General features: G+C 29.3%; 16 protein-coding genes. 14 read left to right on the top strand and 2 right to left on the bottom strand.

Annotated features, from left to right (window positions below; genetic code table 11):
* Positions 1 to 467: 467 nt before the first annotated feature.
* From C1715_RS02685 to C1715_RS02640, 10 genes are all read left to right on the top strand, one after another.
* The gene (locus C1715_RS02685; RefSeq protein WP_102399130.1) at positions 468 to 1,310 is read left to right on the top strand and encodes a fumarate hydratase; all 843 of its coding nucleotides are present in this window, start codon (positions 468 to 470) and stop codon (positions 1,308 to 1,310) included.
* A gap of 21 nt (positions 1,311 to 1,331) precedes the next feature.
* Entirely contained in the window at positions 1,332 to 1,892 is a 561-nt protein-coding gene (locus C1715_RS02680; RefSeq protein WP_102399129.1) for a Fe-S-containing hydro-lyase, read from the top strand.
* A gap of 279 nt (positions 1,893 to 2,171) precedes the next feature.
* Positions 2,172 to 2,438, top strand: a complete 267-nt coding sequence (gene citD, locus C1715_RS02675; protein WP_102399128.1) for a citrate lyase acyl carrier protein — start codon at positions 2,172 to 2,174, stop codon at positions 2,436 to 2,438.
* Between the two features lie 156 nt (positions 2,439 to 2,594).
* On the top strand, positions 2,595 to 3,467 hold the full coding sequence (locus C1715_RS02670) for an HpcH/HpaI aldolase/citrate lyase family protein (RefSeq protein ID WP_102399127.1): 873 nt from the start codon (positions 2,595 to 2,597) through the stop codon (positions 3,465 to 3,467).
* A 161-nt stretch (positions 3,468 to 3,628) separates the two neighbouring features.
* Positions 3,629 to 5,170: a citrate lyase subunit alpha gene (citF, locus tag C1715_RS02665; protein ID WP_102399126.1), complete on the top strand. Its 1,542-nt coding sequence runs from the start codon at positions 3,629 to 3,631 to the stop codon at positions 5,168 to 5,170.
* A 444-nt stretch (positions 5,171 to 5,614) separates the two neighbouring features.
* Complete coding sequence (locus C1715_RS02660; protein WP_102399125.1) at positions 5,615 to 6,196, top strand: non-canonical purine NTP pyrophosphatase; 582 nt, start codon at positions 5,615 to 5,617, stop codon at positions 6,194 to 6,196.
* Positions 6,183 to 6,857: an HD domain-containing protein gene (locus C1715_RS02655; protein WP_102399124.1), complete on the top strand. Its 675-nt coding sequence runs from the start codon at positions 6,183 to 6,185 to the stop codon at positions 6,855 to 6,857. The genes C1715_RS02660 and C1715_RS02655 overlap by 14 nt, the downstream gene beginning before the upstream one ends.
* 81 nt (positions 6,858 to 6,938) lie before the next feature.
* The gene (locus C1715_RS02650) at positions 6,939 to 7,160 is read left to right on the top strand and encodes an NUDIX domain-containing protein (protein ID WP_242971874.1); all 222 of its coding nucleotides are present in this window, start codon (positions 6,939 to 6,941) and stop codon (positions 7,158 to 7,160) included.
* 965 nt (positions 7,161 to 8,125) lie between these two features.
* Positions 8,126 to 8,995, top strand: a complete 870-nt coding sequence (locus C1715_RS02645; protein WP_102399123.1) for an alpha/beta fold hydrolase — start codon at positions 8,126 to 8,128, stop codon at positions 8,993 to 8,995.
* Positions 8,996 to 9,122: 127 nt separating this feature from the next.
* Positions 9,123 to 9,332, top strand: a complete 210-nt coding sequence (locus C1715_RS02640) for a hypothetical protein (protein WP_102399122.1) — start codon at positions 9,123 to 9,125, stop codon at positions 9,330 to 9,332.
* 111 nt (positions 9,333 to 9,443) lie between these two features.
* Here C1715_RS02640 and C1715_RS02635 read toward each other — a convergent pair whose 3' ends face one another.
* The gene (locus C1715_RS02635; RefSeq protein WP_102399121.1) at positions 9,444 to 10,670 is read right to left on the bottom strand and encodes an IS701 family transposase; all 1,227 of its coding nucleotides are present in this window, start codon (positions 10,668 to 10,670) and stop codon (positions 9,444 to 9,446) included.
* Between the two features lie 151 nt (positions 10,671 to 10,821).
* Between C1715_RS02635 and citC the strand changes: the two genes are divergently transcribed.
* The 4 genes from citC (at position 10,822) to C1715_RS02615 (ending at position 15,333) form a co-directional block, all read left to right on the top strand.
* Complete coding sequence (gene citC, locus C1715_RS02630; protein ID WP_102399120.1) at positions 10,822 to 11,868, top strand: [citrate (pro-3S)-lyase] ligase; 1,047 nt, start codon at positions 10,822 to 10,824, stop codon at positions 11,866 to 11,868.
* 4 nt (positions 11,869 to 11,872) lie between these two features.
* Complete coding sequence (gene citX, locus C1715_RS02625) at positions 11,873 to 12,460, top strand: citrate lyase holo-[acyl-carrier protein] synthase (protein ID WP_102399119.1); 588 nt, start codon at positions 11,873 to 11,875, stop codon at positions 12,458 to 12,460.
* A complete protein-coding gene (gene citG / locus C1715_RS02620) occupies positions 12,453 to 13,349 on the top strand; it encodes a triphosphoribosyl-dephospho-CoA synthase CitG (RefSeq protein ID WP_102399118.1) in 897 nt (298 codons plus the stop codon). The genes citX and citG overlap by 8 nt, the downstream gene beginning before the upstream one ends.
* Positions 13,350 to 13,626: 277 nt before the next feature.
* A complete protein-coding gene (locus C1715_RS02615; protein ID WP_102399117.1) occupies positions 13,627 to 15,333 on the top strand; it encodes a methyl-accepting chemotaxis protein in 1,707 nt (568 codons plus the stop codon).
* A 939-nt stretch (positions 15,334 to 16,272) separates the two neighbouring features.
* Here C1715_RS02615 and C1715_RS02610 read toward each other — a convergent pair.
* Positions 16,273 to 18,273 (bottom strand): sigma 54-interacting transcriptional regulator, encoded by a 2,001-nt coding sequence (locus C1715_RS02610; RefSeq protein WP_102399116.1) that lies wholly within the window; start codon positions 18,271 to 18,273, stop codon positions 16,273 to 16,275.
* Between the last annotated feature and the right edge of the window lie 364 nt (positions 18,274 to 18,637).

Raw genomic sequence — 18,637 nt, 5'->3', positions numbered from 1 at the left:
GCGGTTTGTGCAGGAGTGCATACTGCCTTTTAAGTGCATATAAACCTTAATGGTATAAAACCTTTATGATAATATATTTAATTAATATATACTATGATTAAATCACAAAAAGGTACAATGTAATGGAATTATGAAATTTCTCCTCCATGACTTGCATAAGAGCTCGGAACAATAAATTTAATTTAAGAAATTCTAATCTTTTAGCCATATAAAATTATCTAACGCTCACATTCAGCGTCCTGCTTCAGGTTCGCTAGCCTGGCGTCCTTGCCAGGTTTACGATAATTTTATCTGTCTAAAAGAAGAATTTCTAAAATTAAATTTAAACAGTTCCTTTGCTTCTTATGCAAGTCATTCCAGAGAAATTTCATAATTCAGGTAATATAATGCTTATTGTGGTATAGTCAGTTAATACTTTAAAATATGTTTAAGGTTTTAAATTTAAAAAAGCTAGGAGGGCAATGTCAATGAGAGAAATAAATGTGGAAAAAATCACAGAAGCATTAGCTAAAATGTGTATAGATGCCAATTATTATTTAAATGATGATATAAAAAATACTATTAAAGAAGCTAAGGAAAAAGAAGATTGGGATATAGCTAAAGGAATATTAGATAAAATAATAGTAAACTCTGAAATAGCTAGGGATGAAAAAATGCCTATGTGCCAAGACACAGGAATGGCTTGTGTATTTGTAGAAATAGGTCAAGAGGTACATATAGTTGGAGGAAGTCTAGAAGAAGCTATTAATAAAGGTGTAGCAGAAGGATATGTAAGTGGATATTTAAGAAAATCAGTGGTAAAAGATCCATTAGATAGAGTAAATACAAAGAATAATACTCCTGCAATAATATATTATGATATAGTTCCAGGAGATAAACTTAAAATAACTGTAGCTCCAAAGGGATTTGGTTCTGAGAATATGAGTCAAATAAAGATGTTAAAACCAGCAGATGGATTAGAGGGTGTTAAGGAATTTATATTAAAGGTTGTTAAAGAAGCAGGCCCTAATCCATGCCCACCAATAGTAGTAGGTGTAGGTATAGGAGGAACATTTGATAGAGCTGCTAATCTTGCAAAAAAAGCATTAATAAGACCAGTGTCAGAAAAAAATTCAAATAAGTTTTATGCAGATTTAGAAGAAGAATTATTAGAAAAAATAAATGCATTAGGTATAGGACCACAAGGCTTTGGTGGAAAAACTACAGCATTAGCTGTTAATATAGAAACCTATGCAACACATATAGCAGGACTTCCAGTAGCAGTAAATATCAATTGTCATGCTACAAGACATGCAGAAGTAGAACTTTAATAAGGGTAAGGGGGAGACAAAATGGAAAAGAAAATAACTACTCCTTTAACTGAGGAAAAAGTTAAGGATTTAAAAATAGGTGATGCTGTTCTTATATCAGGAACTATCTATACAGCTAGAGATGCTGCTCATGCAAGACTTGTAAATCTAATAGAAGAAGGAAAAGAGCTTCCTATGGATATAAAGGATGCTATAATATACTATGTTGGACCAACACCAGCAAAACCAGGTAAGGCTCTAGGTTCAGCAGGTCCTACTACTAGTTATAGAATGGACCCATATGCTCCAAAACTTTTAGATAATGGATTAAAGGGTATGATAGGTAAAGGACTAAGGTCTAAAGAAGTTATAGATGCTATAATTAGAAATAATGGAGTATATTTTGCAGCTATAGGTGGAGCAGCAGCTCTTATAGGACAATGCGTTAAAAAGGCAGAGCTTATAGCTTATGAAGATTTAGGAGCAGAAGCTGTAAGAAAATTAGAAGTAGAGGATTTACCTGTAGTTGTGGTTATAGATAGCCAAGGAAACAACCTTTATGAAAAAGGACAAAAGGATTATTTAGATTCTGTAAATAAATAGTAAAAAGTAATAATATTTATATTACGTTTTAATTTATTCCATAGCTTAGCTATCGAAATATTTCTATCTTATGTTAGGACAGTTAAATAAATAATAAGTCAGTATGCTAGTATATTTGACTTGTTTTCTATTTTCACGTACCTTAAGGAGCAGGGATATGACGGTAGCTTATTGCCTTGGATTACAATTAGAAATAAGAATTAATTTGCTAGATGTGCTAAGAGATTGCACATTAAAAGAAAATATAGATTTTAAATTAATATAAAAGTAGGTGGAAACATGAAAATAGAAAAGGTAGCAAAAGCAGGTACACTAGAATCAAATGATGTGATGATAACAGTTATGCCAAACATGGCTGGCGGTATAGAAGTGGAAATTGATAGCATTGTTATGAAACAATTTGGTGAAGCCATAAAAGAAACTATAATGAATACTCTAAAGGAATTGGGAGTAGAAGAAGTTAAGATAAAAGCAGAGGATAAGGGAGCTTTAGATTATACAATAAAGGCAAGAGTAGAGACTGCCATTAAAAGAGCTACTATTTAAGAAATAGAAGTAATGCTGAATTAGCAGCACTTAATTGTATGAAGTGAACATATTTTAAAATTTATCGAGTTAAAATACTTTTTATAAAAAGTAGATAAAATTTGGGTGTTAGTGATTAAGAAATAGATATTGAAAAAACAATGAGAAGGTGAAAATATGAAAAGATTAAGAAGAACTATGTTATTTATGCCTGGAAACAATCCAGGAATGCTTCAAAACGCGGGCATTCTTGGTTCAGATTCTATAATATTAGACTTAGAAGATGCAGTTAGCATAACTGAAAAAGATGGAGCTAGAATACTTGTAAGAGAGGCTATTAAAAATGTAGATTATTCTAATGTAGAAGTGGTAGTTAGGGTAAATCCTTTAGATACAGAATTCGGACCAAAGGATTTAGATACTATAGCTAGAGTAAAGCCAGATGTAATAATGGTTCCTAAAGCTACAGAAGAACAAATAAAAGAAGTGGACAGCAAGCTTTGTCAAATAGAAAGAGAAGAAGGATTTGAAGAAGGTAGCATAAAATTATTTGCCTTAATAGAAACTGCCTTTGGACTTGAAACTGTTTATGATGTAATAAGAGCCTCTAAGAGAATAGAAGGAGTTCTTTTGGGAGGAGAAGACTTAACTTCAGACTTCGGAGTAAAGAGAACTAAACAGGGTGATGAGATTCTTTACGCAAGAAATAAAGTGGCTACAGCTTGTAGAGCCATGAAAGTGGATGCTATAGATACTCCATTTACAGATACAAATGATTATGAAGGACTAAGACTAGATACAATGAAAGCTAAAGGATTAGGTATGACAGGTAAGTCATCTATAAATCCAAGGCAAATAGACACAATTCATTCAGTATTTGCACCAACAGAGGATGAAATAAAACATGCCGTAAGAGTATTAGAAGCTAAAGAAGAAGCAGAAAGCGAAGGAAAAGGCGTATTTTCTTTGGATGGAAAAATGGTAGATGCTCCAGTTATAAATAGAGCAAAAACTACTTACGAATTGGCTAAAATGTTAGGACTTGTTTAGAATTGAGAATTGAAAATTAAGAATTAAAAATAAGAAATTGAAGATTAAAAATAGAGTGATTTTGCAAAGTTACAATATGTAGAGGTAAAATACAATTGAAATTATGTTGAATAGAGACAGAGGAGTTAAGGATTTATTTAACAGAATTTAGAGGTGATAAAATGAAAAATGTATTGGGTAGAGAAATACCTGAAAAAATAGAAGGATATAAGGAAGTAAAACCTTTTAAAGGCGCTTTTGCTGAAGATGGAGAAAGGACTATAAAATCTGTAAAGGTAAAGACAGTAAAACCAACAGATTCTAAAGTTTTAAATAGTATAGAAGAAGCCCTAGATAAAGTAGAAATAAAAGATGGAATGACTATTTCCTTTCACCACCATTTAAGAAATGGAGACCATGTGCTTAACATGGTAGTGGATGCTATAGCTAAAAGAGGAATAAAGGACATAACAATAGCAGCTAGTTCTATATTCCCTACACAAGCATCATTAGTAGAGCATATAAAATCAGGAGTAGTAACAGGAGTGTATGCTAATTACATGTCAGGACCTGTGGCAAGAGCTATTTCCTTAGGCTTATTAAAGAAACCAGCTGTAATGCATACTCATGGAGGAAGAGCTAGGGCCATTGAAAGTGGAGATTTACATATAGATGTGGCATTTATAGCAGCACCTACAGTAGATACTTACGGAAATATAAATGGAGTAGAAGGACCAGCAGCTTGTGGTTCTTTAGGATATGCAGCGCCAGATGCAGAATATGCTGATAAGGTAGTAGCTGTAACAGATAATTTAGTTCCATATCCAGCATGTCCAATAGAAATAAGTCAGCATCATGTAGACTATGTAGTAAAGGTAGAAAGTATAGGGGATCCTAAAGGAATAGTTTCAGGAACTACAAGAATAACAAAGGATCCTGTGGGACTTAAAATAGCTAAGATGGCTTCACAAGTTATAAAGGCATCAGGACTAGTTAAGGATGGATTATCATTCCAAACTGGAGCTGGTGGAACATCTTTAGCAGTGGCAGCAGAATTAAAGGAAATAATGAAGAAAGAAGAAGTAGTAGGAAGCTTTGCAGCTGGCGGAGTTACTGGATATATTGTAGAAATGCTACAAGAAGGTTTATTTAGAAATATATTTGATGTACAATGCTTTGATTTAAAAGCAGTAGATTCTTATAAAAATAATCCAAAGCATCAAGGTATGTCTGCATCCATGTATGGAAACCCTCATAACAAAGGATGTGTAGCTAATAATCTAGATGTTATGATTTTAGGTGCTACAGAAATAGACACTGATTTCAACGTTAATGTTACTACAGGTTCTGATGGAATCATAATGGGAGGTTCCGGTGGACATAGTGATACAGCAGCAGGTGCAAAACTTGCCATAGTAGTTACAAACCTAATGAAAGCAAGACTTCCAATAATAAAAGACAGAGTAACTACTGTAACTACCCCAGGAGAAAGCATAGATGTAATTGTAACAGAAAGAGGTATAGCAGTAAATCCAAATAGAAAAGACTTAATGGAAAAATTACAAAAGACCAATTTACCAGTGATGACTATAGAAGAATTAAAGGATATTGCAGAAAAAATTACAGGAAAACCAAAGCCTATAGAACTTACAGATGAAGTGGTGGCTGTAGTTGAATACAGGGATGGTACTGTAATAGACGTAGTGAGAAAACCAATAATTTAATAATTGAATAAAGTAAAAAGTGCTAGTTAATAAACTCATATCAAAGCTAGCACTTTTTTATTATTTAAATAAGGATAAAATATATTGTAATTTAGTTTGAGTTAAGGAAAATATTTTACAAATTAGTATTTAGATCTAATAGTTAAGTTATCTATTTCTTATAAATCAATGTTATAATTGTTATATGATTATCCCACATAAGCATTACATTACCTGAATTATAAAATTTCTCTAGAATGACTTGCATAAGAAGCAAAGGAACTGTTTAAATTTAATTTTATATGGCTAAAAGATTAGAATTTCTTAAATTAAATTTATTGTTCTCAGCTCTTATGCAAGTCATGGAGAAGAAATTTCATAATTCCATCACATTATACCTTTTTGTGGGTTAATGGCTATATAAATTTTTATTTACAGCTAGATTTATTTATGGAGTTGAATTGTATGAAAGAAATTATATTTGTAACAAGTAATAAAGGAAAAATTGCATCAGCCCAAAGAGAACTTGAAAATATAAAAGTTTTACCATATAATGCTGAGCTTATAGAACCTAGAGGCGATGATATAAGCGAGATAGCTAAGGAAAAAGTTGTACAGGCATATAAAATTGTAAAAACACCATGTATAGCATTAGATGCGGGATTTTTTATAAAAGAATTAAATGGATTTCCAAAAGCATATGTTAATCATACATTAGAAACCATAGGAATAAATGGGATATTAAAATTAATGGAAGACATTGGAGATAGATATTGTGAATTTAAATCTTGTTTAGCGTACTATGATGGGAAGAATATGAAGTTTTTTGAAAGTAAATCACCAGGTAGTATATCTAAAGGTATAAGAGGAGAAGACAACGAAAATAAATGGTCAGATTTGTGGTACATATTTGAGCCTCTAAATTTCAATAAAACATTAGCAGAGTTTAGTGAAAAGGATTTTGAAATGTATAATAGTTTGAAAGAAGAGAGTTGTATAAAAAAATTTGGCATATGGTATAGGAGGGAAACAAATGAATATAGATGAAAAACATAGAAAGATTATAAAAATTGTTCAAGAAAAGTTGACTTGTTCAGCTCATAATTTAGATCATGTATTTAGAGTTTATAATCTTTGCTTATTAATTTCAAAATACGAGAAAGACGCCGATTTAGAAGTGCTTATTCCAGCAGCATTATTACATGATATTGCAAGAGTAGAAGAAAGTAAAGATAAAACAGGAAAAGTTGATCATGCTATTTTAGGCAGTGAAATTGCAGAGGGCATATTAAAAAACTTACAATACGAAGAGGAAAAGATAGAAAGTATAAAGCACTGTATTGTAGCGCATAGATTTAGGACTGGAAATGAGCCTAATACAATAGAAGCTAAAATACTTTTTGATGCAGATAAGCTTGATGCTATAGGTGCAATCGGAATTGCTCGTACTTTTATGCTAGCGGGACAATTTGGACAAAGATTAACAGTAAATGAGTCACTAAATGATTATTTAAATAAAAATACTGTTGAAAATGGAAGGTTAAAGGATGTTTCAAAGCATACACCTTTTATAGAATACGAAGTGAAGTTTAAAAAGATTCCTAGTAAATTGTATACGAAAAAGGCAAAAGAAATAGGAAAAATAAGACTTAAATTTATGGAAGAGTATTTTACTAGATTAAAGTTAGAAATGAAGGGTATTGAATAAAATTAATTTAGTAGCCTACTGAGAGTGAGATATGGGTTTAACATGAGTAATAAATTAATTTATATAATTTAAGAGGGCATGATGAGTATTGATAGGCATTTTACAGTATCCGTATATATAGTACATAAAGATAAAATATTATTACATTTGCATAAACGTGCTAAAACAATACTTCCATTAGGTGAACATATTGAAGCTAATGAATTACCCGAAGAAACATGTATTCGTGAAGCAAAAGAAGAATGTGGATTAAATATAAATTTATACAATGCAAATACAAATTTAATTTTTTCAGAAAGTTAAATAACGGACAAGTAAACGAGTGTGATTTCAATTATTTTTTACTTGGAAGTATCAAATCAGATTACTATATAAATTTATGCCATGACAAAAATGGATGAATAAGTCTTTAGAGTAAGGCACATTCAAATAAATAAAAAGTAAGTATGATAGTATTTTGCGTCATACTGGTTCAAGCGTAATCTACTGATAGTCCTACTAGCGACGGAATCAGCTTCCATATCTGACCCAAAATATATTAGCAGCTTTGACTTATTATTTCTTTTCATGTACCTAACTAATAGAGTTGTAAGATATATGTGATTTTTAGAGGACTAGTTTAAAATGGTTCTTTTTCTATTTTGTAAAAAATATAATAATTAGAAGGAATTCACGTAATAACAGCTAATATAGTACCATATTAGTTAAATATTTACAAAAACAACATGCCTTGATGAAATAATTCCACTAAAATTAATATTTAATGGAGCAGCTTCCGTAGATTCTATTTATTAGAAGGTGATAGTACTACGGTAGGGAGGCACTGAATAAAGAATAGAAATACTAAAAAATTTAAAGAAAGGAAGGGAGTAGCAGTGTTTTTAATAGGCATAGTAGAGATGATAATTAAGCTAATGGCTTATATAGCTATTATTTTGGCAGCATCTAAGTTAATTCGTGCATTAGATATTTATATAAATAAAAATAGTTAATAATTTTAGGTATCATTAGTTCATTAATATTATATAATATAGCTGTTTGGAGTAAATAAACTTATATTTTGGAGTGAAATTGTTATATCAACGTGTATAATGCTTGTAATCGATTTATCATTTGATAAATACTTTTTGAATTTAGATAGTAATAGAAGTAAAAACATAGAAATTTGCTAGTTTAATTTAAACTAGCTTTTTTGTTTACAGTGAAGGTAGACAACATGTATAATTAGTTATATATGGTATTTGGTTATATAAAATGGGGGAAAGATTATGGGGACTTTTGAATTAGAATATAAAATCTTTGGTCAGGGTAAAACATTTCTCATTATAGAAACTGGTATAGGCAGTTCTTTTTATGATTGGTATTCTATTTTGGAAGAGATAAAAAAATATTTTACAGTTGTATTATATCATAGAGCCGGCTACGGAAAAAGTCAGGTTTCAGATGAATCACGTACCACAAGAAATATGGCAAAAGAACTTAATGAACTTATAGAGAAAATTGGTATAGAAGATAAATTTATTCTAATGGGACATTCCTTTGGTGGATTATGTGTGCAGCAATATGCAAAAATGTATCCTAATAAATTGAAAGGAATAGTACTAATTGACTCTACTTCATATAATTTTAAAAAGTTGTATAGACTTAATACACCTATTATGAGTGATTTTATTGCAATAGATAAAATGATACAATGGAATGTGGATGCTTCCAAAAAATCTAAGGAAGAACTAAAGATTCAGAATGAAAATATTATTTCAAGTTATATAAAACGCATGTCCTGTAGTGATATGAAAAATGTAGAGGAGTTTTTTACAAGTACTGTACTTCACAAAACTATAGCAGAGGAATTTGAAAATTGGGATAGGGATAGTAAAGACATAAAAAGTATTTCAGAGTTTCCTAATGTTCCGCTTATAGTAATAGCAAGGGATAGTAAGGTAGGAGTGGAGAGCTGGATTAAGTATCAGATTCCAAAGAAAGAAGCTGTATTATATGAAGCTCAGTGGCGTGATTTGCAAATTGAGTTATCAAAGCTTTCAAATAAGGGAAAGCTAGTAATTGCGGAAAATAGTGAACATGAAGTTTATATAGATAGACCGGATATAGTGATTCAATGTTTGAAAGCACTAAGATAACTTAAAAAAATTAATAAAAGGGAATAAAAGAATATAGAGATATAAAATAAATAAGTTTTATAATAAAGAATACTATAAAAAAATAAATAGAAGATGTGAAAAAAGCTTAATTAAAGGGGAAATTACAATGAAAAACATAAGAAAAGTTAGTTTTAAAAAAAGTTTACCGGTAATATTAATACTTATTAATGGTACAATTATCACTCCATTTTTATTGAGTGATTTTAGTTTAAAATTTTTAAACACAGCAAAATATTGGGTAAGTATGGTGCCGATGATACTGTTATCTCCGATTTTACTTATGGCAAGTATTGAGGAAAATAAGAATTTAACTTAACTTCTTTAATTTTAAAAGCTAAAAACCCAAATATAGATGTAAGTTCTTTAATAGGAATATAGTTACAGCATTTAATTCTATACTTTCCCTATAAGTAACTTACAAAATTTTTTAAGAAACTAATTTTAATTCAGCAAGTATTGTGTCTAAAGGTATATCATTTTTAGCTTCCTCATAAACAAAACGCACCAATTCTTTAGCCGATAGGCTTTTTATAGACTTTATAGTATCACCAATGGTTTCAAGTTTTTTAGGATTATATAATCTATAAATCTCTAAAAAATTGATTGCTAAAAATGTAAGTAGAAAATACCTCTCGATAGAGAGTATACATTGAACTTTATATTCGTCAAAACCTAAGTGTGTTTTAAGATATTTGTAATTAGTTTCAATGTTCCATCTATATAGATAGTATTTTATTATAGCTTTATTACTAAGTTCTATGTCTGTAGACATTAGATATACTGGTTCTTTAAAGCTGTCCCCATCAACTTCATAGCAAATTAAGGCTAATGCATTTTCAATCTTTGAAACTTTGCCTTCGTATTTATATACTCTATAATCCTTACCTTCGACGGTAACTACATCTAAGGTAGATGGATTTATATATTTAGCAAATTCCTTAATTTGCATTGAAATTCCTAATGGAGAGATTTTTCTATTAGATTTTAAAGCCCCAATAAAGTTAAAACCTTTTAAAATACAACCATTAATTAACTTTTCGCTAGTGTACCAACTATCAGTAAGACAATATATTTTATCGCAGTTAGAAGGTTTTTCAAAAGAATTAATAAAACCTAAAGCTATATCTGGTTTACTCATAAATTTTTTATTATGATTTTTGCAGTTTTCTTCGTTAAAATAAGACTTATAGTTTAGCGGAATAGACATATCCTCTGCTACAAAATTAGAAGTAACTACACAGTGGGACCAAAGATTTTTACCTTCTGTATGGCAATGATTATAGCTTAATCCTTGCATCTTCTTTGCTTGAGTTTTTGGATTAACAGTATCATCTATAACTAAGAATCCTACGGATTTAGGCTTTATGAGTTTATTAAAATGTAGTTTTAAATAATTAATACGATTTCTATCTATGAGACTATCGTCCCATTTAGAGTTACTCAAAAATCTATATATGGAACTGCTGCTTTTAGCAGCTAGTATATATTCTGAAATCTTTAATAAAGATTTAGTGCCATCTAAATTTATTAATCCATTAATAATAGTGGATATATGATGAAATTGAGGTTTACTCATTCCATAATTTACATCATTTAAGTAATTGTAAAGTTCATCATTAATGGATACAATATGATTAGTAAATTTACTTGGCATACTGACAACCTCCCGTGTTTTAATTGAGTAGTAACTTTTATATATCACGGATAAGGTCAGTGTGCCATATTTATTTTTTGGTAATACTACCAATTTAACTTTTTATTTTGCAGAAGTTAAGAATTTAATTAAAAAATAAGGGTGATTTTATATGTATGACTTAAAACTATCAAAAATAAATTTAAGAAAAGAAGAAGAAAGAAAAGAAGTGGAAGAGTTTTTAAACAGTTTTGCTTTAATTCTGGATAAAGATGTGGATTATACTTTAGTTTTGAGAAATAATGTGGATAAAATAGTGGCTACTTGTTCTAAAGCTAAAAATGTGTTTAAGTGTTTTGCGGTATCTCCTGATTTGCAGGGGGAGGGGGTTAGCTCTACACTTATAACTAATTTAATAGATAAGTCTTTTGATCAGGGGATTTATCACAATTTTATATTTACTAAGCCTAAAAATGTAGATATATTTTCATCACTAAATTTTAATACTGTTACTAAGGTGGAAGAAGTGGCTTTATTAGAAAGAGGTATATACGATATAAAGGGCATACTTAAAAACATAATTAAGAAATATGGAATAGATGTGTATAAAAAAAGATCTGCCATAGTTATGAATTGTAATCCTTTTACAAAGGGACACAGATATTTAATAGAAAAAGCAGCTATGGAAAGTGAAGAAGTTTTAGTTTTTATAGTAGAAGAAGATAAATCACTTTTCCCTTTTAAAGAAAGATACGAATTGGTTAAAAAGGGAGTAGGAGATTTAGAAAATGTAAAAGTCATACCTGGAACGGAGTATATAATATCTTCTGCCACATTCCCTTCATACTTCTTAAGAAAGGAAGATGAAAGGCTGAAGGGATATACAAAGCTAGATGCAAATATATTTGGAGAATATTTTTGCAAGGAGTTAAATATAAACAAGAGATTTGTAGGAAAGGAACCCTATTGCAATGTAACCAGAACTTATAATGCTACGTTAAAAGAGGTATTAGAGCATTATGGTGTGGAAGTTATAGAAATTAAGAGAAAAGAGTTTAGTGGTGGGGCTATAAGTGCTTCTAAAGTCAGGGATTTTATAAAGAAAGATAAGATGGATGAATTAAAAAATTTAATACCTGAAGTTACCTTTGAATTTTTAAATACGGAAAAAGGAAAGGAGATAATGGAGAAGATAAAGAAAAGTAATTCTCCACATTAAGCATATGTATAATGCAGAAGATATATTAGATGCTAGAGAAAAAAGAATAGAAAAGCAAAAGAAAATATTAGATAAATATTTAAATACATTAATAGTAGTAAGAGCTAATTACCCAGGGGTTAATAAAGACAATGTATTAACTAGGAAAATAGTTAAGATAATAAAAAATCAATTAATAGAAGAGTTTAATAGAGAAAGTTTATGTGAATATATAGATAAAAAATCACAGTTAGTAGAGATAAGAGAAAAAAGTACAAATAATATATTGTTTAAAAAATTAGAATTTACCCCAGAAGGGCCTATATTTTTTATGGTAATTAATAAACAATTTATAGAAGCAAAAAAACTGTGTATAACTATAGAAGAAAAACACCCATTAGGAAGATTTGTGGATATAGATGTGTACAATGAAAAAGGTCAGGGGATAAGTAGAAGAGAATTGGGGTTATCTAGTAGGAAGTGTTTTATATGTAATGAGGATGCTCACCTATGTGTAAGAAGTAGAAGGCACAGCCAAAAGGAGATAATCGATTTTATAGAGAAAAGTTTTGAGGAATATACAAAAAAACGTATGGAGAATAAGGATGAATAAAGAAAACTGTAGAGAAATATACAAATATAGGGATGAAATTTATAATATAGCTAGTTTTGCGGTAAAGGCAATGCTCTATGAGGTAAGTGCTTTTCCTAAACCTGGTCTTGTAACTCCTGTGAGTAATGGAGCTCACGAAGATATGAATTATTTTACTTTTATAGATAGCACCTGTGCTCTTATGGAAACAATGATCAAGTTTAGTGAAGTTGGATTTAGTTCTAAAGGAGAAAAAGAGATTTTTAAAGAAGCAAGGGAGATAGGTAAAATAGGAGACAAGCATATGCTTCAAAGCACTAATGGGGTAAATACCCATAAGGGCATGATATTTTTAATGGGTTTATGCTGCATAGCGGTTGCAAAGGACATATATGAAGAAAAAAATTTTGATGAAATAGAGAATATTATAAAAAGAATGACTAGGGGAATAGTAAAGGAAGATTTAGAAGAAGCTATTAAAGGAAAAGACCATGAGGCGCTTACTTATGGAGAATTGCTATATAAAAATTATGGTATTAAAGGAATACGTGGAGAAGTAGAAATGGGTATGCCTATAGTTTTTACACATTCCTTAAAAATATATGAAGAAAACAATGATTTAGATACAAACGACAGATTAGTACACACTTTAATTGCTATAATGAGCTGTTGTGAGGATACTAATGTAATACATAGGCACAATATAGAGGTTTTAAAGGAAGTTCAAAATAAAGCGAAATACATAATGAAAATCGGTGGAATGCAAACTAAAAATGGACGAAAAGCTGTAGAGGATTTAAGTACCGAATTTATAAATAGAAATATAAGCCCTGGAGGCTGTGCAGATTTATTGGCAGTAACAGTTTTCTTTTCTTTGGTAAAAGAAAAATATGGTTTCTTAGAAGACTAGAAAATTTTATATTAAGGTTTAAAAAGTTATGATTTTAAATCATAATTATTTAGTATGAAAAAATTAAACATATGAACAAGCTAAAAAAGTATAGTGTAGGTTACTAGTAGTCCTTAAGTGTAGAATATAAGCTTAAGGACTTTTTTTATTATATATTATAATAATTGTTTACCGTAAAGTTTTTAAACCTAAAGTTGCAAAATATACAATATAAAAGTATAATGATATTGATATTCATTATCAATGAAATACATTTTGTTAATACGGAGGGGAAAATATGAGACAAATAAATAATATTAAAGGTTATCGATTTAGTGTTAAAATGAAAATTATAGTACTATTTACAGCAATAATGTTTAGTTTTTTCGTTTCAACTTTTTTAGTAGTTAGATATCAAATGGAAAAAGAAATAAAGGATGATATAGAAACTTATTCTGATTTAATTAGCAATTTAATTGATAGTAAATATGAAGGTGATTGGAAAATAAATGATAATTCATTGTATAAAGGTAATGAAGTTATAAATGATAATGAGGAATTACTTGATAGAATTTATGAAAGAAACAATATTTTAGTTACTATACTTTTAGGAGATACTAGAGTAGCTACTAATATTGTGGATAAAAATGGTAAAAAAGAAACGGGTACTAAAGTTAATGAAGAAGTATCAAAAATTGTATTAAATGAAGGCAAACAGTATAGAGAAAAGGTTGATGTAAATGGTGTGAGTTGTGAAGCAAACTATATTCCATTAAGAAATGCACAAAACAAAGTTATTGGTATGCTATTTATAGGTATAAAATATAGTGATATACAAGCAGAAGTAAATAGCATAACAGGAAAAATAGCCGGAATAGATATGGCATTATTTGGTGGCAGTATATTAATTTTAATTATTTTTGCCAAAAAAGTATCTGAGCAGTTACAACAGTCCGTATATATTTTAGAAAAATTAAAAGAAGGAGATTTTACTAGTGAGTGTGCAAAGATTTCTAATGATGAATTTGGAGACATCAATAGTAATATAATATTGATGAAGGATTCTTTGAAGGAGCTAGTAAAGGGTGTAAAGTCCAGTATAAATAATATGATTGAAAATTCTATGAGTGTATCTTTATCAATAGATGAAACGGTTACTTCTTCAGAAAATATTGCAAATGCTATGGAGAATGTAGTGGAAGATGTGACTTCACAGACTGGAGACGTGGAGCGTATAAATAGTAGATTAAATGTATTTGGAGATAAACTAGATAATGGGTTAAGAAATATCAATAACATTTCTCAAAAGGGAGAAATTATACATAGAAAATCTCAGAAAACTAAAGATGCATTGGAAAAATTAGATGCATCAGAACATAAAATATTTAGTACATTTGAAATATTCATAAACAAGTTGTCTTTACTCACTGAAAATATTGATAAAGTTAATGAAATAACAAGTGTTATTAATGAAATTGCAGGTAAAACTAATTTATTAGCTTTAAATGCTACAATAGAGGCAGCTAGGGCAGGAGAGGCAGGAAAGGGATTTGCAGTAGTAGCAGATGAGGTAAGAAAGTTAGCTGAGCAAACGAAAGATTCTTCAGAAGATATAAATGAGATTGTGGAAAAGATTTTCTATGATACTAGTAATTTAATGGAGAGTACAGGGGCTATGAGGGAAGATTTCTTAGTAAGTCATGATTTGGTAGATAATACAGTGGATGATTCCAAAAAAATAATAAATAATATACAGGAAGTAATACCTAGTATTAAAAAAGTAAGTGATTTGTTTACAGAAATAAGCGGCGATAAAGATAATATAATTTTAGACTTGAATAGTATTTCTTCAACTTCTGGTGAAATTTCAGCAGCTTCTCAAGAAGTATTAGCTTCCTATGAAGAAATAAATGCAGCTTTAAAAGAGATTAAAGAGATAATGGAATATATGGATGGTATATCTAGAAAAACCTTGGATAGTACTGAGGTATTTAAAATTTGTTAGCTAAATAAATTACGAAGCAAGTGTTGCAAGAAAAATCTGTCTTTAAGTCCACAATAAATATATTTTATTAGACTGTTCGCAATACGCCAAGAAATTCTAATGTTTTCAAATTTCAATGCCCTAAAGCTTTCAAACTCGCTTCTGACGGCGCTCAAACATGAAAGCTTCTTAATGGGTATTGAAATTTGAAAACAAAGAATTTCTAAGTCTAGCTCAATAGTCTAAAAAAATATATTTATTGTTACCTTAAAGACAGATTTTTCGGTTCATACGTACATTACTTATGGGGGAGATAGCCTACTGAAGGAGATTTTCCTCCACTATGTTACGGAAAATCTTTAATTAAATAAAAGGGATAGCAAAAAATCTTTTATTGGCGGTAGCCAGCCTAAATACATAGGCATGATTAGGATTTATATATAAGAACTTGTAGATAAGTAAGAGCTCTTATCTGGTCTCCCTTACAAATTTAAGATTTATACAAGCCAATGCCTTACGGCAAAATGAATTAAATTTTAGCTATTATGTTATTTTGATAAGTATCATATAACTTTTCGAAAGGCTACGCCTAAAAAATATCATAAGCGCTCTGTTTTTTATAAATCAAAGATTTTCCATAGCATAGCGGAGGAAAATCATCATTTAGTAGGCTTCACCTCCTAAACCACATACATATTAAACTAAAAATCTGATTTTAATGTAGTAATAAATGTGGAATTTGGGACTATTGAACTAGCCTTAGAACTTCTTATGTCTCACAGTTAAAGACCCGTTAAGAAGCTTTCATGTTTGAACGAGGAACGAGTGAGTTTGAAAGCTTTAGGGTCTTTAACTGTGGGACATTTAGAAGTTCTTGGCGTATTGTGAACAGTCCCAAATTACACATTTATTACGGAATTAAAATCAGATTTTTCTTCAATGTATTGCTTCACAATATTCTTATGTTATGCCATATTTTTTGCATCTTAGTGATACAGTTCTATGAGTAATGCCAAGGGCTTTTCCTGCTTTATTGAAGCTCTTATATTTTTTCATGGCTATCTTTATAATTTCTTTTTCGTATTCTTCTAAAGGTAATAAATCTCCATTAACTAAATTAATGAGTTTTTCTTCTTTATTATCTATACTTCTAATATGAAAAGGCAAATCATTTAAAGTTATTAAATTACCATCACACATATTCATAGCTCTTTCAATTATATTTTCTAGTTCTCGAATATTGCCAGGCCAATGGTATTTTTCTAGATAAATAATACAATCGTTTGTAATACCTTTTATGTTTTTGTTCAGTTTACTATTTAATTTTTGTATAAAGTGCTCTACTAAAAGACTTATATCTTCTTTTCTTCCTCTAAGAGGGGGAAGTGGTATGTTAATAACATTTAATCTATAATATAAATCTTCCCTAAATTCACCATTTTTTATCATGGTTTCTAAATCTCTATTAGTAGCAGCAATAATTCTCACATTTACCTTTTGAGTTTTTAATCCTCCTACACTTTCAAATTCCATGTCTTGAAGTACTCTAAGGAGTTTTGCCTGCATACTTATGGGCATATCTCCTATTTCATCTAAAAAGATTGTTCCACTATCTGCTAAATTAAATTTACCAGGTTTACATTTAATAGCTCCTGTAAAGGCACCTTTTTCGTATCCAAAAAGCTCACTTTCTAAAAGATTTTCAGGAATAGCAGCACAATTTACTCTTACTAAAGGATTATTTTTTCTTGGACTGTTATAATGGATAGCTTTGGCTATGAGTTCTTTTCCAGTTCCGCTTTCTCCTCTTATTAAAACGGTAGAAGTAGAATCAGAAGCTTTTTCTGCAATATATAGTACATCACGTAAAGAACCACTATTGCCTATGATTTCTTTAAATGAGGAATTTAATATAGACTGTCTTCTTATTTCATCTCTATAATAATTAAGTTCTTCCTCAGAACGCTCTAGTTTACTAACTAATTCTTTCATTTCATTAATAGGCTTTGATATGGAGATTATACCTTTAAACTTATCATCAATAAATATAGGTTCTATCGTTGAAACAATTTCTTCATTATCTTTTTTATGAAAGAAGTTTTCTAATTTTTCTTTTGTATTAAAAACTTTTATTCGTAATCCATTAGGAGATATATCCATTAAGTCCATGCCTAGAATGAAATTCTTATTTATGTTAAAATGTTTTTCATAAGCAGGATTTAAATAACTAATCTTTCCATGTTCATCCACGAAACAAATTAGATCATGCGATGCTTCTAATATTTTTATGAATTTTTCATTTAATTCTTCTATACCTATGACTTCGGATATATCTTGAAATATACTGATGGCACCTAATATTTCATTGTTTTTACCTAAAATTGGTGCGCTATTGGTTATAGTAATGTTGTCATTTATGTGTTGAATTTGACCTATTTGATGACTTTTATTTTCAACTACTGATGGAAGTTCTGATGTAGGGATTATATCTTTTATGTATTTGCCATACACTTGTTTTTCAGAGCTATATATTAAATTTAATGCATATTGATTTATTTTAACTATATGGCAGTTTGAATCTATAACGAGTATTCCTATAGGTATATTATTTATTATTTGTTCATTTGCAATAGTATTTTCTTCTATAATAGCGTCAAGTTTAGACATAGTATTATCTGAATTTAGCTCAAAGGTTATAAAGTTAAACATTTCATTTACAGCTTGATAACCAATATCAGAATCATTATTACAAGATATCTCAATAGTTTCACCCTTTTGTATTTTTAAAGAGAGAAGGGCTAGCATACTTATAGCAAAGGGCTCTGATGAAGAATTATTTTTTTTTATAAAAAGATTTATATTATATTTAGATTTTAATTCTGAAGCTTTTAATACAATTGAAGCAGCTATTCTAGTATGAATCCCCTCAGCTATATTTATTTTTAAAGTTTTTTTAGGCAATTTATGACTCTCCTTTCATAAAAAAATAATGGAAATACATGATAGATTTTTATTTTTGGTATAATATATTATATTGCTTGATAAATTTTATCAAGAACACAAATATGTATGATAAAAAATATCAAGTGTAAGTTTTAAATAATGAAGGATAGAATTAATGAGTTTTTTTAATAAAATATTAGTTAAATAGAGGGTAGCTATAATTTAATTATAATTATATAAGAATTTTTAATAGTAAAATTACTATATCAATAAAGATTGCTTGATAAATTTTATCAGTATATAAATTGTATCATAAATATAGGTAGTGAATAAAGAATTATTTGAAAAGATAAATAAATTGCAGAAATATGTAGAATATAAG

Source organism: Haloimpatiens massiliensis (assembly GCF_900184255.1).
Lineage (GTDB): Bacteria > Bacillota > Clostridia > Clostridiales > Clostridiaceae > Haloimpatiens > Haloimpatiens massiliensis.
Note: the sequence above shows the minus strand (reverse complement) of the source record. Positions and strands in the feature narration are given on the sequence as shown.